Raw genomic sequence first — 26210 nt, forward strand, 5'->3', positions numbered from 1 at the left:
GCAAAACATGCATTATTTTGCACAAACCCATTCCAAGGAGACGCCATGACCCACCCCGTGCAACCCCCGTCCCGCGTGGACTACCGCACCGACCCCACGCAATACCGCCACTGGAAGCTGGCCGTGGACGGCGCCGTGGCCCGCCTGTCGCTCGACATTGCCGAAGACGGCGGCATCCGCCCCGGCTACAAGCTCAAGCTCAACAGCTACGACCTGGGTGTGGACATCGAGCTGCATGACGCCCTCAACCGCATTCGCTTCGAGCACCCGCAGGTGCGCTCGGTCATCGTCACCAGCGCCCGGGACCGCATCTTCTGCTCGGGCGCCAATATCTTCATGCTGGGTGTCTCCAGCCACGCCTGGAAAGTGAACTTCTGCAAGTTCACCAACGAGACGCGCAACGGCATCGAGGATTCGTCGAAGCACTCGGGCCTCAAGTTCGTGGCCGCCGTGAATGGCGCCTGCGCAGGCGGCGGCTACGAGCTGGCCCTGGCCTGTGACGAGATCGTGCTGGTGGACGACCGCTCGTCCGCCGTGTCGCTGCCCGAAGTGCCGCTGCTGGGCGTGCTGCCCGGCACGGGCGGCCTGACCCGCGTGACCGATAAGCGCCATGTGCGCCACGACCTGGCCGACATCTTCTGCACCAGCGTGGAAGGTGTGCGCGGCCAGCGCGCAGTGGACTGGCGCCTGGTGGACCGCATCGCCAAGCCCGCACAGTTCGCGGTCACGGTGAATGAAACCGCAGCACGGCTGGCCGAAGGCAGCCACCGCCCCGCCAGCGCACAGGGCGTGGCGCTGACCCGGGTGGAGCGTGAAGAAAGCGCCGACAGCCTGCGCTACGCCCATGTGAGCGTGGACATCGACCGCACCCGCCGCACTGCCACCATCACGCTGAAGGCGCCCACCGGCGCACAACCCACGGACACCGCCGGCATCGAGGCCGCAGGCGCTGCCTGGTGGCCACTGGCCCTGGCGCGCCAGCTGGACGATGCCATCCTGAACCTGCGCACCAACGAGCTCGACATTGGCACCTGGCTGCTCAAGACCGAGGGCGATGCCCAGGCCGTGCTGGCCAGCGACGCCACGCTGATCGCCCACCAGGACCACTGGCTGGTGCGCGAGACTATCGGCGCACTGCGCCGCACGTTTGCGCGGCTGGATGTGTCCTCGCGCAGCCTGTTCGCGCTGGTGGAACCCGGCTCGGCCTTTGCGGGCTCGCTGGCCGAGCTGGCGTTGGCGGCCGACCGCACCTACATGCTGGCCCTGCCCGACGACGCCGAGCGCGCGCCCAAGCTCACTCTCAACGAGTTCAACTTTGGCCTGCTGCCGATGGTGAACGACCAGAGCCGCCTGCAGCGCCGCTTCTACGAAGAAGCCGCCCCGCTGGAGGCCGCCCGCGCGGCCGCTGGCAAGCCATTGGATGCCGATGCCGCGCTGGCGCTGGGTCTGGTCACCGCCGCTCCAGACGACATCGACTGGGACGACGAGATCCGCATCGCCATCGAGGAACGCGCCGCGATGTCGCCCGACTCGCTCACCGGCCTGGAGGCCAACCTGCGCTTTGCCAGCAAGGAGAACATGGCCACGCGCATTTTTGGCCGCCTGACCGCCTGGCAGAACTGGATCTTCAACCGCCCCAACGCCGTGGGCGACAAGGGCGCGCTCAAGGTCTATGGCACCGGCGAAAAAGCTGGTTTTGATCTCAACCGCGTCTGATCCCATCCAAAGAGGAGACTCCCATGAGCACCATCAATTACAGCGAGAAGATCCCCAACAACGTCAACCTCGGCGAAGACCGCACGTTGCAGCGTGCGCTGGAAGGCTGGCAGCCCAACTTCATCAATTGGTGGGACGACGTGGGCCCCGAGGGCTCGACCAACCACGAGGTCTACCTGCGCACCGCCGTGAGCGTGGACCCCAACGGCTGGGCCCAGTTCGGCCACGTGAAGATGCGCGACTACCGCTGGGGAATTTTCCTGAATCCGGGTGATGCCAACCGCGAGATCCACTTCGGCGACCACAAGGGCGAAAAGGCCTGGCAGGACGTTCCCGGCGAACACCGCGCCAACCTGCGCCGCATCATCGTGACACAGGGCGACACCGAGCCCGCGTCGGTGGAGCAGCAGCGCCACCTGGGCCTCACCGCGCCCAGCATGTACGACCTGCGCAACCTGTTCCAGATCAATGTGGAAGAAGGCCGCCACCTGTGGGCCATGGTGTATTTGCTGCACAAGCACTTCGGCCGCGACGGACGCGAAGAGGCCGAGGCGCTGCTGCAGCGCACCTCGGGCGACGTGGACAACCCGCGCATCCTGGGCGCCTTCAATGAAAAAACGCCCGACTGGCTGGCGTTCTTCATGTTCACCTACTTCACCGACCGCGACGGCAAGTTCCAGCTCTCGGCCCTGGCCGAAAGCGCGTTCGACCCGCTGGCCCGCACCACCAAGTTCATGCTGACCGAAGAGGCCCACCACATGTTTGTGGGCGAAAGCGGTGTCTCGCGCGTGCTGGCGCGCACCGCGCAGGTGATGAACGACCTCAAGACCGACGCCCCGGCCAAGGTACGCGCGGCGGGCGCCATCGACCTGGGCACCATCCAGCGCTACCTCAACTTCCACTACAGCGTGACCATCGATCTGTTCGGTGCCGACCAGTCCAGCAACGCCGCCACCTTCTACAGCTCGGGCCTCAAGGGCCGCTACGAAGAAGGCAAGCGAGGTGACGACCACATCCTCAAGGGCCAGACCTACAAGGTGCTGGAAGTGGTCAACGGCCAGCTGCAGGAGAAAGACGTGCCCATGCTCAACGCCCTGAACGAGGTGCTGCGCGACGACTTCATCAAGGACTCGATGGCCGGGGTGGGCCGCTGGAACAAGGTGCTCGAAAAAGCGGGTGTTCCCACGCGCCTGGCCGTGCCACACAAGGCTTTCAACCGCCAGATCGGCGCCCTCGCCGGCATCAAGATGTCGCCCGACGGCCGTGTGGTGAGCGAGGCGGAATGGACAGCCCGCAAGGCCGAATGGCTGCCCACGCCGGAGGATTTCGCGTTTGTTGCCTCGCTGATGGGGCGTGTGGTCGAGCCTGGCAAATTTGCAGGCTGGATTGCGCCACCGGTCATGGGCATCAACCGCCAACCTGTGGACTTCGAATACGTCCGGTTCGGCTGACCCGCCCACATGCCAGCGTTGCCCCGCAGCCCCATAGCAGGGAGCAGGGCAACATGGGCCGGGGCCCCACGTTTTTGCCGATAGCGCACCCCGCCCGCCTCCCGGTACAACCCCCATACCTACCGCGAGGCCTTCAGGAGAACAACCATGGATATGGCCGTCCAAACCGCCGTCATCAAGCAGCACCTGATCGACCCCGAGATCTGCATCCGCTGCAACACCTGCGAGGCCACCTGCCCGGTGGGCGCCATCACGCACGACGACAACAACTACGTCGTGCGGGCCGATGTGTGCAACGGCTGCATGGCCTGCATCTCGCCCTGCCCCACGGGCTCCATCGACAACTGGCGCACCATGCCGCAGGCACGTGCCTACAGCATCGAAGAACAGCTCACCTGGGAAGAGCTGCCGCCCGAACTCACACCCGATGAACTGGCCGCCGAGGGCGTAGCGCCCTCCACCGGGGATGCAGTGCAACCGTCCGCACCTGCGGCGCCCGTGGAGCCTGGCACGCAGGTGTTTCGTTCTGCCCAGTACGGCGCCACCGTGCCGCCCTGGTCGGCTGCTCACCCCTACACCAACCTGTTCCCGCCCAAAAGCCCTACCGAAGCCACCGTGGTCGGCAACTTCAACTGCACCGAGGCGGGTTTCGAGAACGAGACCCACCACGTGGTGCTGGACTTCGGCAGCATGCCGTTCCCGGTGCTGGAGGGGCAGTCCATCGGCATCATTCCGCCCGGCACCGATGCGCTGGGCAAGGCACACCACGCGCGCCAATACTCCATCGCCAGCCCGCGCAACGGCGAGCGGCCCGGGTACAACAACCTGGCCCTGACGGTGAAGCGCGTGACGCAGGACCATGACGGCCACCCCGTGCAGGGGATCGCCTCCAACTACATCTGCGACCTGAAGGTGGGCGACAAGGTGCAGGTGGTGGGGCCGTTTGGCAGCTCGTTCCTCATGCCCAACCACCCACGCTCGCACATCGTGATGATCTGCACCGGCACCGGCAGCGCCCCCATGCGCGCCATGACCGAGTGGCGCCGGCGCCTGCGCAACAGCGGCAAGTTCGAGGGCGGCAAGCTGATGCTGTTTTTCGGAGCCCGCACGCAGCAGGAGCTGCCGTACTTTGGCCCGCTGCAAAACCTGCCCAAGGATTTCATCGACATCAACCTGGCGTTCTCCCGCACCGCCGGGCAGCCCAAGCGCTATGTGCAGGACCTGATGCGCGAGCGCGCCGCCGACCTGGCCGCGCTGCTACGGGACGGCAGCAGCCACTTCTATGTGTGCGGCCTCAAGAGCATGGAAGAAGGCGTGGTGATGGCCCTGCGCGACATTGCCAACGAGGCCGGGCTGGACTGGGACACCGTGGGCGCGGCCCTGCAGCGCGAGGGCCGCCTGCACCTGGAAACCTACTGAGCCCCCGCCCCTTGGCGGGACCTCCAGCCCTGGCAGCCAAGACCCACCAGCCCTCCCTGGGTCATGGCACCCCCGGGGCAGGGCTCCTGCAGCAGCGCTGCGCCGTTTTGCCTCTCCCTCCAAGGGGTTCCGGACATGTAACACCTGCAACGCCCTCCCCGCCTGGGCGGGCCGGTTCGGCGTTCCTGCGAAAATAGCGGGCTTTGCCCACTGGGGACCCGTTCCCTGATGCCCCCGCGCCCGGAGCGATCCGGTGCGGGGTGCCAGCACAGTGAATGGCCTCCACGGGATGTACCTGCACCACCGACTCAACAGCTCACGCCTTGTTGTCCTGCTCCAGCAATGGGCGCGGGACGATGGCGCGCGGGCAACGCAGTTGCCGCAGCCCGATGTGGCGCACACGCTGAGCCAGTGGCTGGGCACGGTGGACGCCGTACAGCTCAGCCGGGCGCTGCATGCCATCGAATCCTTGCCAGAGGCAGGACACGCGGGGGCAGAGCCTGGCATCGCCATTGACTTGGCCGCACTGGACCGTTTTGTCCAGAAGGCCCAGGCGGACCTGTCCGCGCTGCTCACGGCCCGGGCTGCAGCCCCCAAGCCCCTGCGCGCACGGGCCGACAACACCCCCGTGGCGCTGCCCGACCCCGAAGCCGATGCAGACTTTGGTGCCCACGGCCCCCGCTACCTGGAGCTGCAGCGGCAGATGGACACACGGCTGCTGGCCTTGCGGGCCCAGGTGCGCCATGCCATCGCCAAGGGCCGCCCCGCCCTGCGGCAGCTGGCGGCCCTGGATGCCGTCATGGAGCAGATGCTGGGCGCGCGCGAGCAGCGGCTGTGGGCATCGCTGCCCAGCCACCTGGAGCGCCGTCTGGCCCACCGCCACCAGGCGCACCAACAGGTGCTGCAGGCCCGGGGCCTGGCCGACGAGCCGCAACGCTGGCGCCAGCCGGGCGGCTGGCTGTGGGCTTTTGAACAAGACATGCAGGCGCTGCTGCTGGCCGAGATGCAAGTGCGCCTGCTACCCATCACGGGGCTGCTGGAAGCCGCCCACAACGAGAAAACAGGACAACAGGAATGAACAAGAGTGTGATGCCCGCCGTCTTCGCCGTGGGCCTGGCGGCCGTGGGCTGGGTGGGCTGGGGCTTTGTCGGGACCAGCCCCCTGGCGCTGATCATGACGGCGGTGATTGGTGGGGTCTATGTGCTGGGGGCCTATGAGCTGCGGCAGTTCCGCGCCGCCACCCAGTCCCTGGGGCGCGCTCTGACCGACGGCTCGGCAGGACCAGCGCCGCTGGCGGACCTGAACGGCTGGCTGGGCCGCCTGGCCCCCGCCCTGCGCCACCCTGTGCGCCAGCGCATCGAAGGCGAGCGTGTGGCACTGCCAGGCCCAGCCCTCACGCCCTATCTGGTGGGCCTGCTGGTCATGCTGGGCATGCTGGGCACCTTCCTCGGCATGGTGATCACCTTCAGCGGCACCATGTCTGCGCTGGAAACCTCGTCCAGCCTGGAATCGATCCGCGCCGCACTGTCGGCCCCCATCAAGGGGCTGGGCCTGTCGTTTGGCACCTCGGTGGCCGGTGTGGCCGCCTCGGCCATGCTGGGCCTGCTGTCGGCGCTCAGCCGCCGCGAGCGGCTGGCGGCCGTGCGCCTGCTGGACGCACACATCCCCACGCTGTTCCGCCCCTTCTCGCCCGCCCACCGGCGTGACGAGATGCTGCACGCCCTGCAGACACAGGCCCAGGCCCTGCCCCTGATCGCCGAGCGCCTGCAGGGCCTGGCGGAAGGGCTGGAGCGGCGCAACGAACAGCTGGGCACCCAGCTGGTGACGCAGCAGCAAGAATTTCACCGCGAAGCCGCTGCCGCCTACACCCAGCTGGCCAGCGCCGTGGGCACCTCGCTGCAAGACAGCCTGGGCGCCAGCGCACGCCAGGCCGGCGAGGCCATCCGCCCCGTGGTGGAGCAGGCCATGGCCACCCTGGCCCAGGAGGCCCAGCGCTCGCACGACCGCCTGCGCGCCACCACCGATGCGCAGATGCTGACGCTGTCGAGCCAGTGGGAGGGCACGGCCCGCCAGGTGGCCGACACCTGGACCACCGCCTTGCAAAGCCAGACCCATACCCAGTCCACGCTGGTGGCCCAGCTAGAGCAGGCCCTGCAGACCGTGACCCAGGCGTTTGACCAGCGTTCCAGCACCCTGCTGGCCTCGCTGCAAGCTTCGGCCACCCAGTTGCAAGCCGCCCAGGCCGCCGCCGACGCGCAGCGCCTGGAAGGCTGGCGCGAATCCCTGAACGGCATGGCCACCACGCTCGCCGCCGAATGGCAGCAGGCCAGCGCCAAGACGGTGGCGCAGCAGCAGGGCGTGGGCCAGGCGCTGGAGGGCGCAGCCGCGCAGATCGGCCACACCCTGCACAGCGCCACCCAGGCGTTCGACCAGCGCGCAGATGCCCTGCTCGCCGCCTTGCAGGACACCGTAGCCCAATCGCACGCTGCCCAGCTGGCCACCGACCAGCAGCGCACGGAGGGCTGGAGCCGCACCATGGAAGGCCTGGCCAGCACCCTCAGCGCCGAATGGCAACAGGTGAGCGCACACACTGTGGCGCAGCAGCAGGCAGCCTGCCAGGCACTCGAAGGCACGGCCACCCAGATCGGCCACACGCTGCAAACCGCCAGCCAGGCACTCGACCAGCAGTCCAGTGCCTGGCTGGAGGCCCTGAACAACACCGTGGCCCAATCGCACACCACCCAGCTCGCAGCCGACCAGCAGCGGCTGGAGGCCTGGAGCCGCTCCATGGACGGCATGGCAGGCGCCCTGACGGCCGAGTGGCAGCGTGTGGGCAAGCAAGCGGTGGCCCAGCAGCAGGGCGTGTGCCAGGCGCTGGAGGCCACCGCCACCCAAGTCACCGAGCGCATGACCGAGCAGGTGGCGCGCACCCTGGGCAGCACGGCGGCGCTGATGGAGCAGTCGGACACACTGCTGCGCACGCGCCTTGCTACCGAGGCACAGTGGGTGCAGGCCCAGGGCCAGCGCATGGACGAACTCACCAGCGTGTGGCGCACCGAGCTGCAGGCCCTGCGCGACGCCGAAGCCCAGCGCGGCCATGCCGCCGTGGAGCGGCTCGACACGCTGCAGGCCGCCGTGGCACAGCACCTGGCCACGCTCGGATCAGCGCTGGAGGCGCCGCTCACACGCCTGCTGCAGACCGCGTCCGACGTGCCGCAGGCCGCGGCCGAGGTCATCAACCAGCTGCGCCAGGAGATGGCGCGCATGAGCGAGCGCGACAACACCGCGCTGGCCGAGCGCACCGCCATGGTGGAACAGCTGGGCACCCTGCTGCACGCCGTGAACGATGCCGCCGTGCAGCAGCGCGCGGCCATCGACGCCCTGGTCGGCTCCGCCGCCCGGGTACTGGAACAGGCGGGCGACCAATTTGCCCAGGCGCTGGGCGCACAGGCCGGCAAGGTGGACGAAGTGGCCGCCCATGTGGCCGCCAGCGCAGTGGAGCTGTCCAGCCTGGGCGAGGCCTTCGGCCATGGCGTGGGCCTGTTCAGTGCCAGCAACGAAAAACTGGTGGAAGGCCTGCAGAGCATCGAGGGCGCGATCAGCCAGTCGATGAACCGCAGCGACGAGCAACTGGCCTACTACGTGGCCCAGGCCCGCGAGGTGATTGACCTGAGCATCAGCGCGCAGCAGGGCATTGTGGAAGACCTGCGCAGGCTGCATGGCAACGCGGGCCGACCTGCCAGCGTGGCCGCAGCAGCTGCCGAGGGAGCCGCCGCGTGACCGGCCTGGACGACACCCCGGACGACAGCGCCGAACAAACCGCCCCCGTGTGGGCGGTGTTTGGCGACCTCATGGCGGGTTTGCTGGGCGCATTCGTGCTGATCCTGGCCGGGGTGCTGGTGGTACAGATCGACCTGGTGGCCAGCCTCAAGCAAGAGGTGGAAAAGCGCCAGCAGGAAGAACAGCGCCGTATGGCACTGGAGAAGGCCCTGGCCATCCCGCTGGCCAGCGGCCGGGTCACGGTGAACAACGGCCGCATCGGCATCAGCGGCAGCGTGCTGTTTGCCACGGGCTCCGACGAGCTGCGCCCCGAAGGTCGCCAGCTCCTCAAGAGCCTGGTGCAGCCCCTGCAGGTCTACCTGCGTGAGCGCGACGAAATGCTGATGGTGAGCGGTTTCACCGACAACACCACGCTGCTGCGCGGCCCTCACCAGCGTTTTGCCGACAACCTGGAGTTGTCGGCCCAGCGGGCCCTCACGGTAGCCCGCGCCCTCATCGACGAAGGCATGCCTTCGTCTCAGGTGTTTGCCGCCGCCTTTGGCGCCGAGCAGCCCGTGGCCGACAACGCCGATGAAAAAGGCCGCGCACAGAACCGGCGCGTGGAAATGGCCCCGGTGCCCAAGGCCTCGAACACACCAGCCCCGCGCCATGAATGAACAGCCCGGCGAGGCCATGCTAGAGACGCTGCGCGCCGAAGGCTTACAGCGCCACAACCCGGCCCGCTTCCACTACCTGGAGGTGTTGGCGCAGCGCGTGCCGGGCCAGCCCGCAGCCGTGCAGCAGGTGCTGGCGCCGCGGCTGGAGCAGGCCGTGGCCACCTATGCCTGCGAGGCCCGGTCTGCCGCCACCGCAGCGGCGGCACCCGGCGCGGGGGCAACCCCGGCAACTGCGGCGCCATCCCCCCTGGCCCGGCTCAACCGCGAGCTGATGGCCCGCGCATCGGCCGAGCCCCATGCCGCCACCACCGACGCCTTGCACGCCAGCGCAGGTGCACACCTGCCCGACATGAAAAGCGTGCGCCAGTTCAGCGAGGTCTGGTCCAAGATCTCGGCCGAGCAGCAGGTGGTGCAGGCCCTGCACCGGGGGCCCGAAAACGCGGGCCCGCTGAACTCGCACAAGCTCGTGCTGCGTTCGCTGAGCCTGATGCGCGCGCTGTCGCCCGACTATCTGCGGCGCTTCATGTCCCAGATAGACGCCCTGCTGTGGCTCGACCAGGCAGGCACCCGGGCGCCTGCACAGGCCGCGCGCACCTCGCGCAAGGGGCGCGGCAAGGTCTGAGTCCCCTCCCTAGCAGCCCTGGCTACACCGGCCCCGGGCTCACAGGCCGCGCAGCGCTCTCCAGCAGCCACAGCGCCGTGCGTGCGCGGGTCATGGCCACGTACAGCATGTTGCGCTCGCGGTAAGCCTCTGCATGCGAGGCCGGGCCCGGAAACCGTCCGCGCTCCACAAACGGCACGGCCACAAACATGAACTCGCGCCCCTTGCACGCCTCGACGCTCAGCAGGCGCAGGGTGACGGGCTCTTTGACCCGGTACATCGCAATGCTGGTGGTGGCCATGAGCGTGAGGCGCCCCAGAAACTCGCTTGCAGGCATGCCCTGCGCCAGCCGTGCCAGTTGCTCCAGGCTGGCCAGGCAGGCCTGCCGCTCCACACCATGGATGGCGGCATCGTCAAAGATGCGGCGCACCAGGGCATGGCTGAAAAACGCGCCGGCATCGGCCAGCACTTCCGGCCCGAGCGCCATGGCCCGGGCACAGGCGTCTGCCAGCGGTGGGGCATTGCGGTCCAGGGTGCCATGCACGATGTAGCGCTGCATCAGCGGCGCATTGCCATGCAGGGTCGCGGCCAGCTGCTGGCTTTCGCTGGCCCCCGGCCCCACGCTCCAGCCTGCATCGTCAAACTGGCCCTGGGCCAGCACATCGGGGTCCACAGCATCGGGCCGGGCATTGCGGCGGCCATAGTGCAACAGCCCCTGGATGGCGGCGGCCACGATCCCGGGGGTCAGGGGCCGCTCTGCGGCGCTGTCGCCGTCCAGCGCCCACATCAGCCCCAACACCAGGGCCACTTCGCGGCGCAGGTAGAAGGCGCCCATCCCCTGGCAGCCGTAGTGCACGCCTTCGTGCCCAAACACCCACTCCAGCAGAATGCTGTCCTGCGGGTTCCGCAGCACCACGTTCAGCGCGCTGTGCCCCCCCTTGTCGGATGTGTCAGCCCGCAGGCCGCCCCAGCCTTGAACAATCTGGGTGTGCAGCTCCACCAGCTGCTGCGCGCAGTGCGCGTCCGTGTCGTAGCGCAGGTGCACGAACGAGTCCGAACTCTGCGGGGCACACGCAAACTCCACCCCGAACAAGGGATTGAGGGCCGCGCAAATCTCCGCACCAAAGCGGCGCGTGGTGTTGATGCGCAGGACTTGTGTGCCCGCAGGCAGGCTGTCCCCCATGTGCTGCAGCGCTCCGCCAAACACCGAGAACGCGCCCTCGTGGATATGCTGATTGAAGTCGCCCGCGCCCACAAACACGCCGTTGTGGCTCTGCACCAGCTTGCGCAGAATCGTCAGCGCGCCCTCGTCGAGGTCGTGCAGCTCATCAAACAGCACCGCGCCATAGCGGCCCAGCAGCGGCTCGCAGGGCTGGTCCCAGCCCAGCAGGTCGATCTGGCGGCACAGCTCGAAGCTGCAGTCGCCCTCTGCATAGAAGTGGGGTTCGTGGTCCATGCCCACGCGCATGCGCTCGTAATGCCGCAGCAGGCGGTACAGGCCGTAGTCCAGGTCCTGCGCCGCACAAAAATCCCGCAGGTTGTCGCCCAGGTCCTCACACTGCTTGTCCAGTTGCCGCTTCTTGGCCAGGGCTTCGAAAGCCAGAAAGGCGTCGATGTCCACGTCCTGCGCCAGCACCGCATCGGCGTCGGGGTCCGCGCTGCGAGCCAGCTCCTGGCGCAGCGCCTGCTGGGCCTGCAGGATCAAAAAGCGCCGCTGCACCGGGTCATCGAGCTTGACCACCGGATCGCCCTGGGCCTTGAGCACCTGTTCGCTGAGCTGCTCGATCGTCAGGATCTCCAGGCTGGCGGGCACCGCGCCATGGAGCTTGAGAAACCGGTCGCGCAGCGCCGTCACCCCGGCGCGGGAATAGGCCAGCACCAGGATACGCCCCTGGGGCCCCAGGCCCGCCAGCAACTGGCAGGCCTTCATGCACAGCGTGGTGGTTTTGCCCGTGCCTGCCAGCGCACTGATGATGAGGGCCGGTGCGCTGGACTGCAGCACCTGCTGTTGTTCGCCGGTGGGCACGAACCACTGGCTGTTCCAGCTCCTGGCGGGGGGATGTGTCATTTCTTCGGGGCCATGTGGCAGACGGGGGCGCTATTGTCACCGGCCGTGGCCCACAGCGCCTGGGGGCTGCGCTGAAAGCACCTGCGTTGTCCAAGGCGCTGAAATTTCAAACAAAAAACGGCTTCTGCGCGCGATCCATATAGATTTTTAGCTATATATTTTATAGCAAACAAATCCAGGGGCCGGATGCACTGCGCCAACCAAGTGCGACGGGCTGCTAGTGTCCGGCCGACAGCCACCGCTCCACCAGCGGGTGCAGCACTTTCTTGCGCGTTCCTATCGCAAAGAAGTGCTCCTCCACCCCTTCGCACGCGCCCACCCGCTTCACGCCATAGCGGGCCGTCAGGTCGTCGTGCACCAGGCCTGCCATCGGAAACACCCCCATGCCCGCTGCACCAAAGGTCTTGAGCAGGGCGCTGTCCTCGAACTCGCCCACCACGTGGGGCTTGATGGCCATGCGCTCGAACCACTGGTCGATGCGGGCGCGCACTGCGGCATGGTGGGTGGGCAGCAGCACAGGCACTTGCGACAGCGACTGTGGAAACCCCCGCCGTGCAGCCGCCTGAAAGGGCGCAGGCGCATACCAGGCCAAGGGCGATGTGTCCAGCAGATGGCTGTAGACCTTCAGGTTGGGGTTGGGCGGCGCGGCGCGGTCGGCCAGCACCACGTCGAGCCGATGCAGCGCGAGGTCGCCCAGCAGGTCCTCGAACTCGTCCACCAGGCACAGCAGCCGCAGGTTGGGTTCCTGCATCACCGGCTGCATGAGGCGGCGCACGGCCAGTTTGGGCAGATCGTCGGAGATCCCCACCACCAGGCGCACTACGGGAGAGCCCACGGCATCCCGCACCGCCGCAGGCAACTGCTCGCCCAGCTGAAAAATTTGCTCGGCCTGGCGCATGGCGGCAAACCCGGCATCTGTGAGTGCCACCCCGCGCCCTGCGGGCTTGAGCAGCGCATAACCCAGAGAGCGCTCCAGCTCGCGCACCTGCGTGCTCACGGTCTGCACGGCCATGCCCAGGCGTTCTGCAGCGCGCGCAACCCCTCCTTCCTTGGCCACCACCCAGAAGTAGTAGAGATGCCGATAGCTGAAGTCGGGACCCATGGTTCGGTACCTTCCCGGTGTTCTCCGGTGTCTCTCCGGTTTTTCAGAACTGTTGCTTCTCAATTATCTGCTTTTACAAACCGGCTGCGCGGCTATCGTGGGGCTTCGTTGAGGCGCCTGGCGCAGGGCGCATGGCACCGCCACACCGATGCATGTGAAGGAGACCACCATGTTGAAAGTCCTTGTCCCCACCGATGGATCGCCCAAGTCACAACACGGCATACGCCACGTGATCAGCGAGTTCGAGAAGAACCCCGGCCTGGAGGTCCACGTCCTCAACGTCCAGCCACCGTTCTCCAAGCATGTGAGCGACTTCACCAACAGGAGCGATCGGGCCGACTTCCACCGCGAGCAGGCCGACCTCGCGCTTGCGCCGGTGCGGCAGGCCCTGGATGCGGCCGGTGTTCCCTACACCGTCCACTACGAGGTTGGCGACAAGGCCGACTGCATCGTGGCCGTGGCGCGCCGGCTGGCCTGCGACTGCATCCTGATGAGCACCGCGCGCAAGAGTTCGCTGGTGCGCCTGGTGGAGCACTCCATCACCAACCAGGTGATCGAACGCAGCACCGTGCCGGTGGAAGTGATCGCCGGTGAACCCGCCTCGAAACTCGAACGCTTTGGCATCCCCGCAGGGGTAGGGGCGGGCATCCTGGTGCTGTGGATGGCTGCCAGCTAAGGCACCGCGGCGGGGCCGCCAGAGCGCGCCCGCCCCTTTCTCCTCCGCCACACAGCACGGCGAGGCACGCCGCCCCAGGGGCTACAGATGCACACCATCGAATCCTTGGCCACCGCCCCGATGTGGGCCGGGTTCATCGCCTTTGTGCTGACCATGCTGGCGCTGGACCTGTTCGTGCTCGGTGGCAACAAGGCCCACCGCGTGTCGGCCAAAGAGGCCGCGAGCTGGGCCACGGCCTGGGTGGCCATGGCCAGCACCTTCGGCGCCCTGTTGTGGTGGTACCTGGACAGCACCGTCGGCCGCGAAATCGCCAACCGCAAGGCGCTGGAGTTTTTCACCGGCTACCTGATCGAGCAGGCCCTGTCGGTGGACAACATGTTCGTGTTTGTGATGATCTTCACCTACTTCGCCGTCCCGCGCGAACTGCAGCGCCGCGTGTTGCTGTATGGCGTGTTGGGGGCCATCGCCATGCGCGCAGTCATGATCCTGGGCGGCGTCTGGCTGGTGTCTGAATTCGCCTGGGTGCTGTATGTGTTCGGCCTGTTCCTCGTGGTCACCGGCGTCAAGATGCTGGTCATGGCCGACCAGAAACCCGACCTGGACCAGAACCCCCTGCTGCGCTGGCTGCGCGGCCACATGCGCATCACGCCCGGTTTTCATGGCCAGGCCTTTTTTGTGAACATCAATGGGTTGCGGTACGCCACCCCCATGTTCCTGGTGCTGGTGATGATCGAGGCCAGCGACCTGGTCTTTGCGATGGACAGCATCCCGGCGATCTTTGCCGTGACCACCGATCCGTTCATCGTGTTCACCTCCAACATCTTCGCCGTGATGGGGCTGAGGGCGCTGTACTTTCTGCTGGCCGACATGGCCGAGCGTTTTCACCTGCTCAAGTACGGCCTGGCGCTGGTGCTGATCTACATCGGCGGCAAGATGCTGGCCATGCCCTGGTTCCACATGCCGGTGCAATGGTCGCTGTCCATCGTGGGGGCGATCATCCTGATCTCGGTGGTGCTCAGCCTGAAGTTCTCAGGCCACAGGCCACCCCGGAGCGCATCATGACCACCACGGCCCTGCCAGACGCCCTGCCCGCGCCCGACCTGACACGGCGCGACAGCATGGGCCGCCTGGTTGCCGCGACCTGGCACAGCGCAGGCGCCAGCCCGGCGGGCACCGGCCGTGCACGCTGGCTGGTGGCGGTAGACGGCTCGGCCTGCGCATTGCGCGCTGCTGCGATGGCCGCACGCCTGGCGGCGCTCGCGCCCCACGCCGAGGTGGATCTGGTGCATGTAGAACCCTGGCTGAGCCAAGAGGCTGCCGAAGCCGAGCTGATACAACGCAGCTGGACCGCCATGGCCCCCGCCCGCCAGCTGCTGGAGGCCGCCGCACTGCACTGGCACCTGCATGCCCTCATGGGGGGCGACGCCGCAACAGAAATCGTGGGCCTGGCCCATGCCCTGGACAGCAGCGGCCTTGCCATCGGCTCGCAGGGCCTGACTGCTGCGGAGTCCCTGTTCATGGGTTCTGTGGGGTACAAGATCCTGCACTTGGCCAGGGGGCCGACCCTGGTGGTGCGATGAAACTCCCTCGCCGTCACTCCACCGTGACGCTTTTGGCCAGGTTGCGGGGCTTGTCCACATCCGTCCCCCGTGCACAGGCCGTGTGGTACGCCAGCAGCTGCAGCGGCACCACATGCAGCAGTGGGCTCAAGGGGCCGTAGTGTTCGGGCATGCGGATCACGTGGATGCCTTCGCTGCTTTCAATGTGGGTGTCGCCATCGGCCAGCACATACAGCACCCCGGCGCGGGCGCGCACTTCCTGCATGTTGCTCTTGAGCTTTTCGAGCAGGGCGTCGTTGGGCGCGACGGTGACCACCGGCATGGCGCTGGTCACCAGGGCCAGGGGGCCATGCTTGAGTTCACCTGCGGGGTAGGCTTCGGCGTGGATGTAGCTGATTTCCTTGAGCTTCAAGGCGCCTTCGAGCGCGATGGGATAGTGCAGACCCCGGCCCAGGAACAGCGCGTTTTCCATGCGGGCAAAATCTTCGGCCCAGCTGATGAGCTGGGGTTCCAGCGCCAGCACGGCCTGCAGGGCCACAGGCAGGTGGCGCATAGCCTTGAGGTGGGCGGCTTCCTGCGCTTCGCTCAGGCGGCCCTTGGATTGCGCCAGGGCCAGCGTGAGCAGGAACAGGCCCGCCAGCTGCGTGGTGAAGGCCTTGGTGCTGGCCACGCCGATCTCGACCCCGGCACGGGTGATGTAGGCGAGCTTGCATTCGCGCACCATGGCGCTGGTGGCCACGTTGCAGATGGTCAGCGTGTGTTGCATGCCCAGGCTCTGCGCGTGGCGCAGCGCGGCCAGGGTGTCGGCGGTTTCGCCGCTCTGGGTGATGGTGACGACCAGCGTGCGCGGGTTGGGCACGCTGGTGCGGTAGCGGTATTCGCTGGCCACCTCCACCTGGGTGGGGATGCCCGCGATTTCTTCGAGCCAGTATTTGGCCGCGCAACCGCTGTAATAGCTGGTGCCGCAGGCCAGGATGAGCACGCTGTCGATCTCCTTGAACACGCGCCAGGCGGCCGCGCCGGGCTGGCCGTTTTGGCCTGCGCCGTCGAACAGTTCGGGCACGATGCCTTCCACGCCCTCCAGCGTGTCGGCAATGGCGCGCGGCTGCTCGAAGATTTCCTTTTGCATGTAGTGGCGGTAGGGGCCCAGCTCGGCCGCGCCACTGTGGGCCTGCACGGTGCGCACAGGGCGCTGCGCGGGGGTCAACGCGGCGCCGTCCTTGCCCACGATCCAGTAGCGGCCCAGCTGCAGGTCCACCAGGTCGCCTTCTTCCAGGTAGACGATCTGGTCCGTCACGCCCGCCAGGGCCATGGCGTCGCTGGCCAGAAAATGCTCGGCCCCTGCGCTTCCAACCCCCAGGATCAGCGGCGAGCCCGCACGCGCACCCACCACGCGGTGGGGTTCGTCCTTGTGGATCACGGCGATGGCGTAGGCGCCATGCAACTCAGCCACGGTGGCCTGCACGGCTTCGAACAGGTCGCCGCTGTAGTGGCTGTCCACCAGGTGGGCGATGACCTCGGTGTCGGTCTGGCTGGCAAACACGTAGCCGCGTGCCTGCAGGGCGCGGCGCAGTTCTTCGTGGTTCTCGATGATGCCGTTGTGCACCAGGGCCACGCGGCCCGCCTGCTGGGTAGCAGCGTCTGCGCCCAGGCCATGGCTGAAATGGGGATGGGCGTTGTGCACGGCCGGGGCGCCATGGGTGGCCCAGCGCGTGTGGGCGATGCCGGTGGCGCCATCGACATGTTCGGCCTGTACCTGCTCCAGCAGCTCGGCCACGCGGGCCGTGCTGCGTGCGCGCTGCAGCCCGCCGCGCTCGGTGCCGTGGCGCGATGCGTCGATGCTGGCGCCGTGCACCGCCACGCCGCAGGAGTCATAACCCCGGTACTCCAGCCGCTGCAGGCCCTGCACGAGGATGGGAACGATGTTGCGCGTAGAGACTGCGCCGACGATGCCGCACATGGTGAATGCCTTGGTTGGAAAACGATGGAGCGATGGTAGGCAGCCACCAAAGAAATGTTTGATTGATATTTAAACAAATTTGAACTTAAATTTCACCAAACCAGATGATTGAAATTTGAGTTCAAAATACCAACAATGACGGAACAAATCACACTGGATGCTACCGACCTGCAGCTGCTCAACCTGCTGCAGACCGACGCCGCACAAAGCAACCAGGCGCTGGCCGAGCAAGTGCATGTGTCGCCCCCTACCTGCCTGCGCCGCGTCAAGCGCCTGCAGGACGCGGGGCTGATCGAGCGCCAGGTGGCCATCCTGCAGCCCGACCGGCTGGCCGCCCTTCAAGGCCACGGGCTGGCCTGCATCGTCGAGGTGTCGCTGGACCGCCAGGGCGCCGAGCAGCTCGACGCCTTCGAGGCGCGCGCGGTGGCCGACGACGCCGTGCAGCAATGCTGGCGCGTATCGCCCGGCCCGGACTTTGTGCTGGTGGTGCACGCTCGCGACATGCCGGGGTATCTGGCGCTGTCGCAGCGGCTGTTCACCGGCGACGCCAATGTGCGGAATGTGAAGGCCTTCTTTGCCACCCGGCGCGCAAAATTTGACACAAAAGTGCCTCTTGCGCGCGACTGATAAGCGCTTATAGCTATCAAATTTGATAGCCAGAAGCCCCGCCAGAGCGCTTGGCGCCAGATGGTCATTTCTTGCTGGCATCGCCCGGATGTGCGTTGTAAGCTCCCGCGCATCCTTGACCTTTGCCCGTGCGGGCGCTCCCACAGACCGATGCCAACCTCCCGACGCCAGATGCCCCGCCGCATCTATCCACTGCGCGTACTGGGCATGGGGCTGGGCGGCATGGTGGTGGGCGTGGTGCTGTGGGAGCGCCAGGCCTCCACCCTGGCATGGCTGTGCATGGCGCTGCCCTGCTTTGCCTGGCCCCATGTGGCCTACCTGCTCACCCTGCGCAGCGCCGACCCCTACCGCACCGAAACCCGCAACCTGTTCATCGACTCGGCCATGACCGCTGCGTTGGTGCCGCTCATGCATTTCAACCTGCTGCCCAGCGTGCTGCTGGTCACCCTGACGCTGGTGGACAAGATCACCACCGGCATCCGGGGGCTATGGGCCCGCGCCCTGGTGGTGATGCTGGTGGCGGGTGCCGCCAGCACCCTGCTCACCGGCATGCATTGGGCGCCCGAGACCTCCATGCGGGTGATGGTGGCCTGCCTGCCGGTGATGGTGCTGCACACGCTGTCCGTCAGCATCGTGAGCTATCAGCTCATCCGCAAGGCCACGCACAACAACCTGATGCTGGACGAGCTGCGGCGCGTGGATGCGCTCACCGGCCTGTTTGGCCGTGGCCACTGGCAGGAACAGGCCGAAGCCGCGCTGCGCCGCCACCACACCACCGACGAACCCGCCTGCATGCTGATGCTGGACATCGACCATTTCAAAAGCATCAACGACCTGCACGGCCACACCGTAGGGGACGAGGTGATCCGTGCCCTGGCCCATGTGGTGCGCGGCCATGTGCGCGCGGGTGACTGCGCGGGGCGCTTTGGCGGCGATGAATTTGCCATCGTGCTGCCCGGCATGCACGCCCGCGACGCCCTGGCCATTGCCCAGCGCATCCGCGAGCAGACCGAATGTGTGCGGCTGCGCCACCTGCCCGATCTGCGCATCACCAGCAGCATTGGCGTGGCCCCGGCCGACCACCGCCACAGCAACCTGCGCGCCTGGATCGATGCTGCCGACGCGGCGCTGTATGTGGCCAAGCACGAGGGGCGCAACCGCGTGTCGGGCTACATGGAGCCCGCGCTGGCGCCAGCTGTCTAAACGCGTTTTTCTACAGAGCCCCTGGCTCTTGCGCTGCCTCAGCAGCCAAAGCGGCCACAGGCCACTCCATCCGCACCGTGCAGCCCGCCCCCGGCGCCGCCGTGGCGGCGACCGTGGCGCCATGGCGCTGGGCAATCGCGCGGCACAGCGCCAGCCCAGCGCCCACGCCGTCAAACTCGGTCTCGCGGTGCAGGCGCTGGAACACGCCGAACAAAGCGCCCGCACGCGCCGGGTCAAAGCCCACGCCGTTGTCCTGCAGCGTGAAAGCCACGCTGCCTGCCGGTGCCGCATCGGCCCGCAGGGTGATGCAGGGCTGGGCCACCGGACGTGTGAACTTGAGCGCGTTGCCCAGCAGCTGCACCAGCAACTCCTGCAGCAACACCGGGTCGGCCTGCAACGTAGGCAGGTTGGCATCCACCCGCCATTCCACGGCACGCCCCGCCTCGGCAGGGGCCAGAGTGGCGCGCGCCTGGGCCATCGCATCGGCCAGCGGCACAGGCTGCAGGCGCAGCGGGGCGCGGCTGGCGCGCACCAGGGCTTGCAGCCCGTCGATCATCAGGCCCATGCGCCGGGCGGACTGGTCCATGGTGGCCAGAAAGCCCAGTGCCTCCTGCACCTCGGCGCCCTGCAGCACCTCGGGCGGCAGGTCGCCCAGCACCTCGCGCACCAGCGTGCCGTACGAGGTCACATGCCGCAGCGGCGCGCGCAGGTCGTGCGAGACGGCGCGCACAAACTCCTCTTGCGCAGCCGCCATCTCGGCCACCTGCTGCTGGCTGCGGGCCAGTTCGGCGCGCAATTTCTGCAAGGTGTGTTGGGTGTCTTCGTCGTTCATGGACATGTATTCACCCTCATGAAAACTGACGCGGCCGCTGCGAGTGCACCCGTGGAACTGGCTTTGCCAGGCCACGGGGTGCGTCCCCCTCCCGAAGGAGAGGAGGAAGGCGCGCAGCGGCTCAGGGGGTGTTTCACTTCTTTGGCCGGGCCCAATTGGCAATGCTGACCTGCTTGCCCCGCGCCACGCTCAGTGCGCCTGGTGCCGTGCTCTTCGTGATGGTGCTGCCACCGCCCACCGTGCCGCCTGCGCCAATCGTCACCGGTGCCACCAGCACGCAGTTGCTGCCCACATGCACATCGGCCTCGATCACCGTGCGGTGCTTGTTGGCGCCGTCGTAGTTGGCGGTGATGCTGCCCGCGCCGTAGTTCACGCGCTCGCCCACAGTGGCATCGCCCAGGTAGGCCAAGTGGTTGGCCTTGGCGCCGTCGGCCAGGGTGGAGTTCTTCACTTCCACAAAGTTGCCAATGTGCACTTCGCGGCCCAGTTGGGCGCCGGGGCGCAGGCGGGCAAAGGGGCCGATCAGCGCGCCCTCGCCCACGGTGGCTCCGGCCTTTTCGCCGTCGATGTGGGTGTAGGGGTGGATCACCGCGCCCGCCGCGATGCGTGCGTTGGCAATGCAACAGTGGGCGCCAATGCTCACGCCCTCGCCCAGCTCCACGCGGCCGGTGAAGACGCAGTTCACGTCGATCTCCACGTCCTGCCCACAGACCAGCTCGCCACGCACTCCGGTGCGGGTGTCGTCGCGCAGGTCAAAGCGGGCGGGGTCGGCCAGGCGCACGCCCTGCTCCATCAAGGCGCGGGCCTGGCGCAGCTGGTGGGCACGCTCCAGTTCGGCCAGTTGCAGTGGGCTGTTGACGCCTGCCACCTGCAGCGCATCGCTGATGCGGTGGGCCACCACGGGCACACCATCGGCCACGGCCATGGCAACGATGTCGGTCAGGTAGTACTCGCCCTGGGCGTTGTTGTTGGAGAGCCGCGCCAGCCAGGGCGTGAGCAGCCGCGCGGGCACGGCCATGATGCCGCTGTAGACCTCGGTGATGGCGCGCTGGGCGTCGCTCGCGTCCTTGTGCTCGACGATGCCTTGCACGGCGCCTTCGGCATTGCGCACGATGCGGCCGTAGCCCGTGGGGTCGGGCAAAGTGACGGTGAGCAGCGCCAGTCGCTCGCCACCGCTGGCAGCCACCAGGGCGCGCAGGGTGTCGGCCTGGGTCAGGGGCACATCGCCCGAGAGGACGACTGCCGTGCCATCGTCACGCAGGTGGGGCACGGCCTGCTGCACCGCGTGGCCCGTGCCCAGTTGGGGTTCCTGGCGCACAAATTTCAGGTCAAAACTGCCGTCTGCGCGCGCTGCACCTGCGCAAGCAGCTTCTACTTCTATAGCACCATGGCCTGTGATGACGATGGCGCTGCGCGCCTGCAGGTGCGCGGCCTGGTCCAGCACATGGTGCAGCAGCGGGCGCCCAGCCAGGCGCTGCAGCACCTTGGGGAGGCGGCTTTTCATGCGCGTGCCTTTGCCGGCCGCCATGATGAGGATGTCGAGTGGGGTCATGAAAATGGAATGGGGTTGCGCAGCACAAGCCCGGCGCGCGGGCGTTGCGTGGATTATCGACTGCGGCCCACAGGGCGCAAAATGCTACGCAAACCATAGCTACCTGCGCACGAGGGACTGGCGCCAGCGGCATGTTTGACCCCCACCTTCCGCAGCGAAGGCTCTACAGCAGCGGCATCAGCCGGGGCGGCGTGTCGTAGTACTCGGCGATGCGCGCGAGAGCCCGGGTGTTGAGCAGGCGCAAGCGGCCGTTCTTCAGCTCATGCAAGCCCAGCAGCGACAGGCGCCGCAGCGTCTTGTTGGTGTGCACCAGCGACAGCCCGAGCGCGTCGGCAATGTGCTGCTGGTTGAGCGGGAAAGCCACCGAGCCGTCCTCCACCAGCCCGATGCGATCGAGCAGGCGGTACAGGTGCATCAGCAGCATGGCCACACGCTCGGTGGCGTTGCGGCGGCCGACGGTGAGCAGGTTGTCGTCCACATGGCCCTCTTCGTGCGCCGACAGCCAGGTGATGTCGTAGCCCAGGCGCGGATGCTCGCGGAACAGCGCCCACAGGCTGTCGTTCTGAAACACGCACAGCGAGCAGTCGGTCAGCGCCTCGATACCGTGGGCCGATACCTCGCCAAACTCCTGCTGCAGCCCCACAAGGTCGCCGGGCAGCAAGAAGTTGAGGATCTGGCGGCGCCCGTCGCTCAGCGACTTGTAGCGGAACGCCCAGCCCAAATACAGCGTGAACAGCTTGGCGTTGGTCTGGTTCTCACGCACCAGCGCGCCGCCTGCTTCCACGGCGAGGCTCTCGCTGCGAAAGCCCTGGATGAAGTCCAACACCTCAGGCTTCACCGCTGTGAAAGCGCCGGTCTTGCGCAACCGGCAATTGCTGCAGGCCGGGGGGCACACGTTGGCGGGCAAGGTGACGTTCATGGGGAATCGATTCTAGGGACGGAAATCACGCGAAAACCGCTGGTTGCGACAAAGCTGCACGCCTGGCAGCGCCGCTGCCGCCCCTATGTCTTTTGACATTGCGCGGACACCTTGAGCCCCCTACATTGGGCTGCACCTATGCACCTATCCCCTGCCCTTTACGAGGTCCTCTACGTGAGCACCATCGCCCCCGAGCAACCACTGAGCGTGGTCGCAGAGATTGCCGGGCGCGCGCGCCAGGTCAACGTGGAGCTTGACGTGACGGGCCTGCTGATTTTTGACGGACAACGCTTTTGCCAGCAGCTGGAGGGCCCGCAAAAAGCCGTGCTCAAGCTGATCGAGCGCATCCGCAACGACCCCCGCCACATCAACATCGAGGTGCTGCACCACGGCCCGCTGGCGGGGCGGCGCTTTCAGCACTTCAGCCTGGCGTTCAGCACCGTGGAAGATGTGGAGGCGCTGGCCCGCATGGAACTGCTGGACGGGGATGCGGCCATGGCCGCGTTCGAGGTCGTGCGGGGCGAGCTGGTGCTCTGACCCGCCGCCTCGCGCTTCCTTCCAGGCATCACGCAGCTTCGGTCCAACGCCGCAGGATCAACGTGGCATTGACGCCGCCAAAACCAAAGCCATTGACCATGGCGTGCGTGAGCGCCATGGGCCGGGGGCGCAGCGCCACCAGGTCCAGCCCCTCGGCCAACGCATCGGGCGTGTGCAGGTTCAGCGCGCCAGGCACCACCTGGTCGCGCAGCGCCAGCGTGGTGAAGATGGTGGCCACCGCACCCGCCGCGCCCAGCAGGTGGCCCGTGGCCGACTTGGTGGAAACGATGGCGGGCCCTGCCCCCGTGCCGAACACGCGGCGGATGGCGGCGAGTTCGCCCCGGTCGCCCACCGGGGTGGAGGTGGCGTGGGCATTGAGGTGCTGCACCTCATCAGCCCGCAGTCCCGCCTGCGCCAGCGCGGCGGCCATGCTGCGCGCGGCGCCGTCGCCATCTTCCGGCCCCGAGGTGATGTGGTACGCGTCGGCCGATGTGCCGTAGCCCACCAGCTCGGCCAGCGGCTGCGCGCCGCGTGCGAGGGCGTGGTCCAGCGCCTCGATCACCAGCATGCCTGCGCCCTCACCCATCACAAAGCCGTCGCGCTGCGCATCGAACGGGCGTGAGGCCTGCTCGGGCGTGGCGTTGAACCCCGTGGACAGCGACTTGGCCGCCGCAAAGCCGCCCAGGCTCACGCGGTCGATGGCGGCCTCGCTGCCACCACACACGGCGATATCGGCCTCGCCGCAGCGGATCAGCCGGGCCGCGTCGCCCAGCGCCTGCACGCTGGCGGCGCAGGCCGTGACCGGTGCGCCCAGCGGCCCCTTGAGCCCGTGGCGGATGGACACCTGCCCCGCCGCCAGGTTGACCAGGAACGACGGCACAGTGAACGGCGACAGCCGCTGCGGCCCGCGCGTTTCGGTGGTGCGCACCGCATCGGCAATTGCGCCAAAGCCGCCAATGCCCGATGCGATGACCGTGGCCGTGCGCGCGAGCGCCGACTCGTCACCCCCCACCACCGGCCAGCCCGCCTGGGCCAGCGCCTGGTCGGCAGCGCCCAGCGCGAAGGGGATGAAGCGGTCCATCTTGCGCTGGTCCTTGGCCGAGACGATGGCATCCACATCCCAGCCGCCCTCAGGGTCCTCAGACAGCGGCAGCACCCGCCCGGCCACCTTGGCCGGCACCCCTTCGGTCACGGCCTCGGGCAGCACGGTGATGCCCGAGCGGCCCGCCAGCAGGCGCTGCCAGGCCAGCTCGACATTGCAACCCAGTGGTGACACCAGGCCCATGCCGGTGATGACGACGCGGCGCATCAGCGGGCCGCTCCGTGCGCGGCGGGCGCCAAGGCGCTGCGGTGGGAAAGAGGGCTGGGGGTCATGGAATCACCTCGCTGGTTGCCGCCCGGCGCCTCTGCGGCCCCGGAGTTACCGGGGGCCTGCGGCAGCCCGGTGGCGGGCCACGCGGTCACGCTGCCACAGAAGGGGCGGGCATTTATGATTGGGGTCGTCATCATAAACACAAAACACCGCTTTGCGTGCGGTCGCAATCAATAGAAGGCCAATCCCATGAAAGTCTCCAAGGCACAGGCCGCCGAAAACCGCCAGGGCATCCTGGACGCCGCCGCCCGGCTCTACCGCGAGCGCGGCCTGACCGGCGTGGGTGTGGCCGACATCACACGCGACGCCGGGCTCACCCATGGCGGGCTGTACCGGCATTTCGAGTCGAAGGACGCCTTGGTGCGCGAAGCCTGCGCCAGCGCGTTCGACTGGTCGATTGCGCCGCTGGACGGCCACACGCCCAACGCCAGCGTGGCCGACCGTATCAAAAGCTACCTCTCGCCCCAGCACCGCGACACCCCCGGCAGCGGCTGCCCCGCCGCCGCGCTGGCGGTGGACGCAGCGCGCGCGGGGCCTGAACTCTCCCAGGTGTTTGCCGAAGGCATCGAGCGCAACATCCAGCGTTTTGCGCAATTGCTGGCCGACAGCGCGCCTTCCGTGCCTGCTGCAACCACCCCGCAGGAGGCCGACGAAGCGGTAGCCACCGCAGCCACCCACCGCGCGCACGCCATGCAGGTGCTGGCCACCATGGTCGGCGGCCTGGTGCTGGCCCGCGCCACGGCGGCCGCGCAGCCGGGGTTGTCTGAGGAGATTCTAATTACCCTGCAGGGCCAGCTGATCCAGTGGCTGGAGGCACCAGGCGCTGAAGGCCGGTGAGCAGGAGGAGATCAAACGCTATCAAAAAAAGAGCTTCTTGCGCCGCATGGATGCGCGTAAGAAGCTCTTTTGAACATGAACCGAGAGGCCATCTGGCAGGCGTCATGCTGCGCCGCAGCCCCTCAGCGGGAGGGGTCAGGCGCAGCAGGCGTCGCTGGCCACCGCCACCGATGGGCTGCCAAAAGCCGCGCGGCGCCACCAGGGGGTGGCGGTGCTGGCCACTTCTACCGGCGTGCGTGTGAAGCGGTACTGCAGGCGCTGCTGGCCCACAGGCTCGACCACGGCGTGCTGGCCAGCGGCCAGCCAGAGGGTCTGGCCGGCGTGCAGGAACACGTCACCGGCTTCGGCGCCCGTGCCGTAGGGGCCGGCATCCAGCGTGACCCAGGCCTGACCTTCGGCGATGCGCAGGGCCATGGGCGCGCGGGGCGTGAGGCTGAGGGCCTTGCCTGGCAGCAAGGTGCTGGCACCGTGTGCGGCAGCAGCCGTGGCAGCGGTGGAAAAGAACTTGAAGGTCTGCGAGGTGGTCATGTGAATCTCCGGGTTTACCCTTGATGGACTCTATGGTGCTCTGTGCTAGCCGCAGCGTCCAATGAAAAGGAATGCACCAATTGATGCTCTTCTTGCATGTCGTGCTCAAGCGGGCTTGCTTTCTCGCGGTGCCGCTATCCGAATGAGAGCAAAACGGGCGATTCCCAGCACCAGACGCCCTCCGGCGCCAAGTGCCTGGCCCCCCGCCAACCCCACGGCGCGCCCGCCCTGGGCCAGGGCCTGCACGAGGTCGCGCAGGGGCTGGACCACGCCACATTCCCATTCGGCCCCGGGCCGCTGGGCGCGCTGGCCCTGCGCAGGCACCGGGGCGGGGGCGCCATGCCAATGGAAGGCCACCTCCTCGCCGGGCTCGCCTGAAGGGCTCCAGGCCTCCATCACCACATGCTGGCCCGCCGGAATGTCAAGGCGGTCACCAGCCTGCAGCAGGTGGTCAGCCACGCCAAGGAGCAAATCTGCGGGCATGTCAGCGGGCTGGTGGCTGGGCAAGGTCCCGCTCAGCGTGAGCCAGACGCGGCCCTGGGCAATCTCCAGCACGCTGCGCTCATGCGGGTGCAGCGACAGGGCACGGCCGGGGGTCAGTTTCCAGCAACCGGCCGCAGAACGGCCAGCCACGGCGGCTTGCACAGATTGTTGCGATTCCAGAACGTTGCGGGCGGACATGACAGACTCCTTAGGGTGGATAAAACAGGTGTTTCGGAGCATGAATAGTGATCCTTGCGCCACACACAGTCCAATGAAAACGCGGTACGCTATTCATTCCATCAACGCATGAATCAATTCCCTCCGGGAGCCCC

At 67.6% G+C, this 26210-nt stretch carries 23 protein-coding genes; 14 read left to right on the forward strand and 9 right to left on the reverse strand.

What is annotated here, in order from left to right:
- The first annotated feature begins 45 nt into the window (after positions 1 to 45).
- The 7 genes from boxC (at position 46) to ACYZGB_RS12260 (ending at position 9644) form a co-directional block, all read left to right on the forward strand.
- Positions 46 to 1716 (forward strand): 2,3-epoxybenzoyl-CoA dihydrolase, encoded by a 1671-nt coding sequence (gene boxC / locus ACYZGB_RS12230; protein ID WP_462388563.1) that lies wholly within the window; start codon positions 46 to 48, stop codon positions 1714 to 1716.
- A gap of 23 nt (positions 1717 to 1739) precedes the next feature.
- Complete coding sequence (gene boxB / locus ACYZGB_RS12235) at positions 1740 to 3167, forward strand: benzoyl-CoA 2,3-epoxidase subunit BoxB (protein WP_462388564.1); 1428 nt, start codon at positions 1740 to 1742, stop codon at positions 3165 to 3167.
- 147 nt (positions 3168 to 3314) lie between these two features.
- Positions 3315 to 4586 (forward strand): benzoyl-CoA 2,3-epoxidase subunit BoxA, encoded by a 1272-nt coding sequence (gene boxA, locus ACYZGB_RS12240; RefSeq protein ID WP_462388565.1) that lies wholly within the window; start codon positions 3315 to 3317, stop codon positions 4584 to 4586.
- Between the two features lie 289 nt (positions 4587 to 4875).
- Entirely contained in the window at positions 4876 to 5664 is a 789-nt protein-coding gene (locus ACYZGB_RS12245) for a DUF3348 family protein (RefSeq protein WP_462388567.1), read from the forward strand.
- Positions 5661 to 8366, forward strand: coding sequence for a DUF802 domain-containing protein (locus tag ACYZGB_RS12250; protein ID WP_462388568.1), 2706 nt, complete (start codon positions 5661 to 5663; stop codon positions 8364 to 8366). The genes ACYZGB_RS12245 and ACYZGB_RS12250 overlap by 4 nt, the downstream gene beginning before the upstream one ends.
- Positions 8363 to 9022 (forward strand): OmpA family protein, encoded by a 660-nt coding sequence (locus tag ACYZGB_RS12255; RefSeq protein WP_462388570.1) that lies wholly within the window; start codon positions 8363 to 8365, stop codon positions 9020 to 9022. Before ACYZGB_RS12250 ends, ACYZGB_RS12255 begins: the two co-directional genes overlap by 4 nt.
- Positions 9015 to 9644 (forward strand): DUF2894 domain-containing protein, encoded by a 630-nt coding sequence (locus ACYZGB_RS12260; protein WP_462388572.1) that lies wholly within the window; start codon positions 9015 to 9017, stop codon positions 9642 to 9644. The genes ACYZGB_RS12255 and ACYZGB_RS12260 overlap by 8 nt, the downstream gene beginning before the upstream one ends.
- A 22-nt stretch (positions 9645 to 9666) precedes the next feature.
- Here the strand turns inward: ACYZGB_RS12260 and ACYZGB_RS12265 are convergent, their stop codons facing one another.
- Both ACYZGB_RS12265 and ACYZGB_RS12270 read right to left on the reverse strand, forming a co-directional pair.
- Positions 9667 to 11691 carry a UvrD-helicase domain-containing protein gene (locus ACYZGB_RS12265; protein ID WP_462388574.1) on the reverse strand — a complete coding sequence of 675 codons (2025 nt, stop codon included), beginning with the start codon at positions 11689 to 11691 and terminating at the stop codon, positions 9667 to 9669.
- Between the two features lie 217 nt (positions 11692 to 11908).
- Positions 11909 to 12793: a LysR family transcriptional regulator gene (locus ACYZGB_RS12270; RefSeq protein WP_462388576.1), complete on the reverse strand. Its 885-nt coding sequence runs from the start codon at positions 12791 to 12793 to the stop codon at positions 11909 to 11911.
- Positions 12794 to 12962: 169 nt separating this feature from the next.
- Between ACYZGB_RS12270 and ACYZGB_RS12275 the strand changes: the two genes are divergently transcribed.
- The 3 genes from ACYZGB_RS12275 (at position 12963) to ACYZGB_RS12285 (ending at position 15049) form a co-directional block, all read left to right on the forward strand.
- On the forward strand, positions 12963 to 13469 hold the full coding sequence (locus tag ACYZGB_RS12275) for a universal stress protein (protein WP_462388578.1): 507 nt from the start codon (positions 12963 to 12965) through the stop codon (positions 13467 to 13469).
- 87 nt (positions 13470 to 13556) lie between these two features.
- A complete protein-coding gene (locus ACYZGB_RS12280) occupies positions 13557 to 14531 on the forward strand; it encodes a TerC family protein (RefSeq protein ID WP_462388579.1) in 975 nt (324 codons plus the stop codon).
- Positions 14528 to 15049 carry a universal stress protein gene (locus ACYZGB_RS12285; protein WP_462388581.1) on the forward strand — a complete coding sequence of 174 codons (522 nt, stop codon included), beginning with the start codon at positions 14528 to 14530 and terminating at the stop codon, positions 15047 to 15049. The genes ACYZGB_RS12280 and ACYZGB_RS12285 overlap by 4 nt, the downstream gene beginning before the upstream one ends.
- A 13-nt stretch (positions 15050 to 15062) precedes the next feature.
- Here ACYZGB_RS12285 and glmS read toward each other — a convergent pair whose 3' ends face one another.
- Positions 15063 to 16988: a glutamine--fructose-6-phosphate transaminase (isomerizing) gene (gene glmS / locus ACYZGB_RS12290; protein ID WP_462388583.1), complete on the reverse strand. Its 1926-nt coding sequence runs from the start codon at positions 16986 to 16988 to the stop codon at positions 15063 to 15065.
- A gap of 135 nt (positions 16989 to 17123) precedes the next feature.
- Between glmS and ACYZGB_RS12295 the strand changes: the two genes are divergently transcribed.
- Together ACYZGB_RS12295 and ACYZGB_RS12300 are read left to right on the forward strand one after the other, a co-directional pair.
- Positions 17124 to 17615, forward strand: coding sequence for an Lrp/AsnC family transcriptional regulator (locus tag ACYZGB_RS12295; RefSeq protein ID WP_462388584.1), 492 nt, complete (start codon positions 17124 to 17126; stop codon positions 17613 to 17615).
- Between the two features lie 150 nt (positions 17616 to 17765).
- The gene (locus ACYZGB_RS12300) at positions 17766 to 18818 is read left to right on the forward strand and encodes a diguanylate cyclase (protein WP_462388586.1); all 1053 of its coding nucleotides are present in this window, start codon (positions 17766 to 17768) and stop codon (positions 18816 to 18818) included.
- Positions 18819 to 18828: 10 nt separating this feature from the next.
- On the opposite strand, the gene ACYZGB_RS12305 is transcribed toward ACYZGB_RS12300, so the two are convergent.
- The 3 genes from ACYZGB_RS12305 to ACYZGB_RS12315 all read right to left on the reverse strand — a co-directional run bounded on the left by ACYZGB_RS12305 (position 18829) and on the right by ACYZGB_RS12315 (position 22121).
- Positions 18829 to 19656 carry a sensor histidine kinase gene (locus ACYZGB_RS12305; RefSeq protein WP_462388588.1) on the reverse strand — a complete coding sequence of 276 codons (828 nt, stop codon included), beginning with the start codon at positions 19654 to 19656 and terminating at the stop codon, positions 18829 to 18831.
- A 127-nt stretch (positions 19657 to 19783) separates the two neighbouring features.
- The gene (gene glmU, locus ACYZGB_RS12310) at positions 19784 to 21202 is read right to left on the reverse strand and encodes a bifunctional UDP-N-acetylglucosamine diphosphorylase/glucosamine-1-phosphate N-acetyltransferase GlmU (RefSeq protein WP_462388590.1); all 1419 of its coding nucleotides are present in this window, start codon (positions 21200 to 21202) and stop codon (positions 19784 to 19786) included.
- 163 nt (positions 21203 to 21365) lie between these two features.
- Positions 21366 to 22121, reverse strand: coding sequence for a Crp/Fnr family transcriptional regulator (locus tag ACYZGB_RS12315; RefSeq protein ID WP_462388592.1), 756 nt, complete (start codon positions 22119 to 22121; stop codon positions 21366 to 21368).
- Positions 22122 to 22259: 138 nt separating this feature from the next.
- Here ACYZGB_RS12315 and ACYZGB_RS12320 point away from each other — a divergent pair, with 138 nt between their 5' ends.
- Entirely contained in the window at positions 22260 to 22658 is a 399-nt protein-coding gene (locus tag ACYZGB_RS12320; protein WP_440113056.1) for a BLUF domain-containing protein, read from the forward strand.
- A 28-nt stretch (positions 22659 to 22686) separates the two neighbouring features.
- Here ACYZGB_RS12320 and fabF read toward each other — a convergent pair whose 3' ends face one another.
- The gene (gene fabF / locus ACYZGB_RS12325; RefSeq protein WP_462388594.1) at positions 22687 to 23967 is read right to left on the reverse strand and encodes a beta-ketoacyl-ACP synthase II; all 1281 of its coding nucleotides are present in this window, start codon (positions 23965 to 23967) and stop codon (positions 22687 to 22689) included.
- A 252-nt stretch (positions 23968 to 24219) separates the two neighbouring features.
- On the opposite strand from fabF, the gene ACYZGB_RS12330 reads away from it, so the two are divergent.
- Positions 24220 to 24867 (forward strand): TetR/AcrR family transcriptional regulator, encoded by a 648-nt coding sequence (locus tag ACYZGB_RS12330; RefSeq protein ID WP_462388596.1) that lies wholly within the window; start codon positions 24220 to 24222, stop codon positions 24865 to 24867.
- 135 nt (positions 24868 to 25002) lie between these two features.
- Here ACYZGB_RS12330 and ACYZGB_RS12335 read toward each other — a convergent pair whose 3' ends face one another.
- Complete coding sequence (locus ACYZGB_RS12335; RefSeq protein ID WP_462388598.1) at positions 25003 to 25395, reverse strand: DUF2917 domain-containing protein; 393 nt, start codon at positions 25393 to 25395, stop codon at positions 25003 to 25005.
- Positions 25396 to 25500: 105 nt separating this feature from the next.
- Positions 25501 to 26076: a DUF2917 domain-containing protein gene (locus ACYZGB_RS12340; RefSeq protein ID WP_462388600.1), complete on the reverse strand. Its 576-nt coding sequence runs from the start codon at positions 26074 to 26076 to the stop codon at positions 25501 to 25503.
- Positions 26077 to 26210 lie beyond the last annotated feature (134 nt).

The sequence above is a fragment of the Acidovorax sp. Q11 genome (assembly GCF_054950075.1).

Bases quoted from the DNA above. Each gene is read 5' to 3' on its own strand.
- boxC (WP_462388563.1), top strand. From the start codon at position 46: ATGACCCACCCCGTGCAACCCCCGTCCCGCGTGGACTACCGCACCGAC.
- boxB (WP_462388564.1), top strand. From the start codon at position 1,740: ATGAGCACCATCAATTACAGCGAGAAGATCCCCAACAACGTCAACCTC.
- boxA (WP_462388565.1), top strand. From the start codon at position 3,315: ATGGATATGGCCGTCCAAACCGCCGTCATCAAGCAGCACCTGATCGAC.
- ACYZGB_RS12245 (WP_462388567.1), top strand. From the start codon at position 4,876: ATGTACCTGCACCACCGACTCAACAGCTCACGCCTTGTTGTCCTGCTC.
- ACYZGB_RS12250 (WP_462388568.1), top strand. From the start codon at position 5,661: ATGAACAAGAGTGTGATGCCCGCCGTCTTCGCCGTGGGCCTGGCGGCC.
- ACYZGB_RS12260 (WP_462388572.1), top strand. From the start codon at position 9,015: ATGAATGAACAGCCCGGCGAGGCCATGCTAGAGACGCTGCGCGCCGAA.
- ACYZGB_RS12265 (WP_462388574.1), bottom strand. From the start codon at position 11,691: ATGACACATCCCCCCGCCAGGAGCTGGAACAGCCAGTGGTTCGTGCCC.
- ACYZGB_RS12270 (WP_462388576.1), bottom strand. From the start codon at position 12,793: ATGGGTCCCGACTTCAGCTATCGGCATCTCTACTACTTCTGGGTGGTG.
- ACYZGB_RS12275 (WP_462388578.1), top strand. From the start codon at position 12,963: ATGTTGAAAGTCCTTGTCCCCACCGATGGATCGCCCAAGTCACAACAC.
- ACYZGB_RS12280 (WP_462388579.1), top strand. From the start codon at position 13,557: ATGCACACCATCGAATCCTTGGCCACCGCCCCGATGTGGGCCGGGTTC.
- ACYZGB_RS12285 (WP_462388581.1), top strand. From the start codon at position 14,528: ATGACCACCACGGCCCTGCCAGACGCCCTGCCCGCGCCCGACCTGACA.
- glmS (WP_462388583.1), bottom strand. From the start codon at position 16,988: ATGTGCGGCATCGTCGGCGCAGTCTCTACGCGCAACATCGTTCCCATC.
- ACYZGB_RS12295 (WP_462388584.1), top strand. From the start codon at position 17,124: ATGACGGAACAAATCACACTGGATGCTACCGACCTGCAGCTGCTCAAC.
- ACYZGB_RS12300 (WP_462388586.1), top strand. From the start codon at position 17,766: ATGCCAACCTCCCGACGCCAGATGCCCCGCCGCATCTATCCACTGCGC.
- ACYZGB_RS12305 (WP_462388588.1), bottom strand. From the start codon at position 19,656: ATGTCCATGAACGACGAAGACACCCAACACACCTTGCAGAAATTGCGC.
- glmU (WP_462388590.1), bottom strand. From the start codon at position 21,202: ATGACCCCACTCGACATCCTCATCATGGCGGCCGGCAAAGGCACGCGC.
- ACYZGB_RS12315 (WP_462388592.1), bottom strand. From the start codon at position 22,121: ATGAACGTCACCTTGCCCGCCAACGTGTGCCCCCCGGCCTGCAGCAAT.
- ACYZGB_RS12320 (WP_440113056.1), top strand. From the start codon at position 22,260: ATGCACCTATCCCCTGCCCTTTACGAGGTCCTCTACGTGAGCACCATC.
- fabF (WP_462388594.1), bottom strand. From the start codon at position 23,967: ATGCGCCGCGTCGTCATCACCGGCATGGGCCTGGTGTCACCACTGGGT.
- ACYZGB_RS12330 (WP_462388596.1), top strand. From the start codon at position 24,220: ATGAAAGTCTCCAAGGCACAGGCCGCCGAAAACCGCCAGGGCATCCTG.
- ACYZGB_RS12335 (WP_462388598.1), bottom strand. From the start codon at position 25,395: ATGACCACCTCGCAGACCTTCAAGTTCTTTTCCACCGCTGCCACGGCT.
- ACYZGB_RS12340 (WP_462388600.1), bottom strand. From the start codon at position 26,076: ATGTCCGCCCGCAACGTTCTGGAATCGCAACAATCTGTGCAAGCCGCC.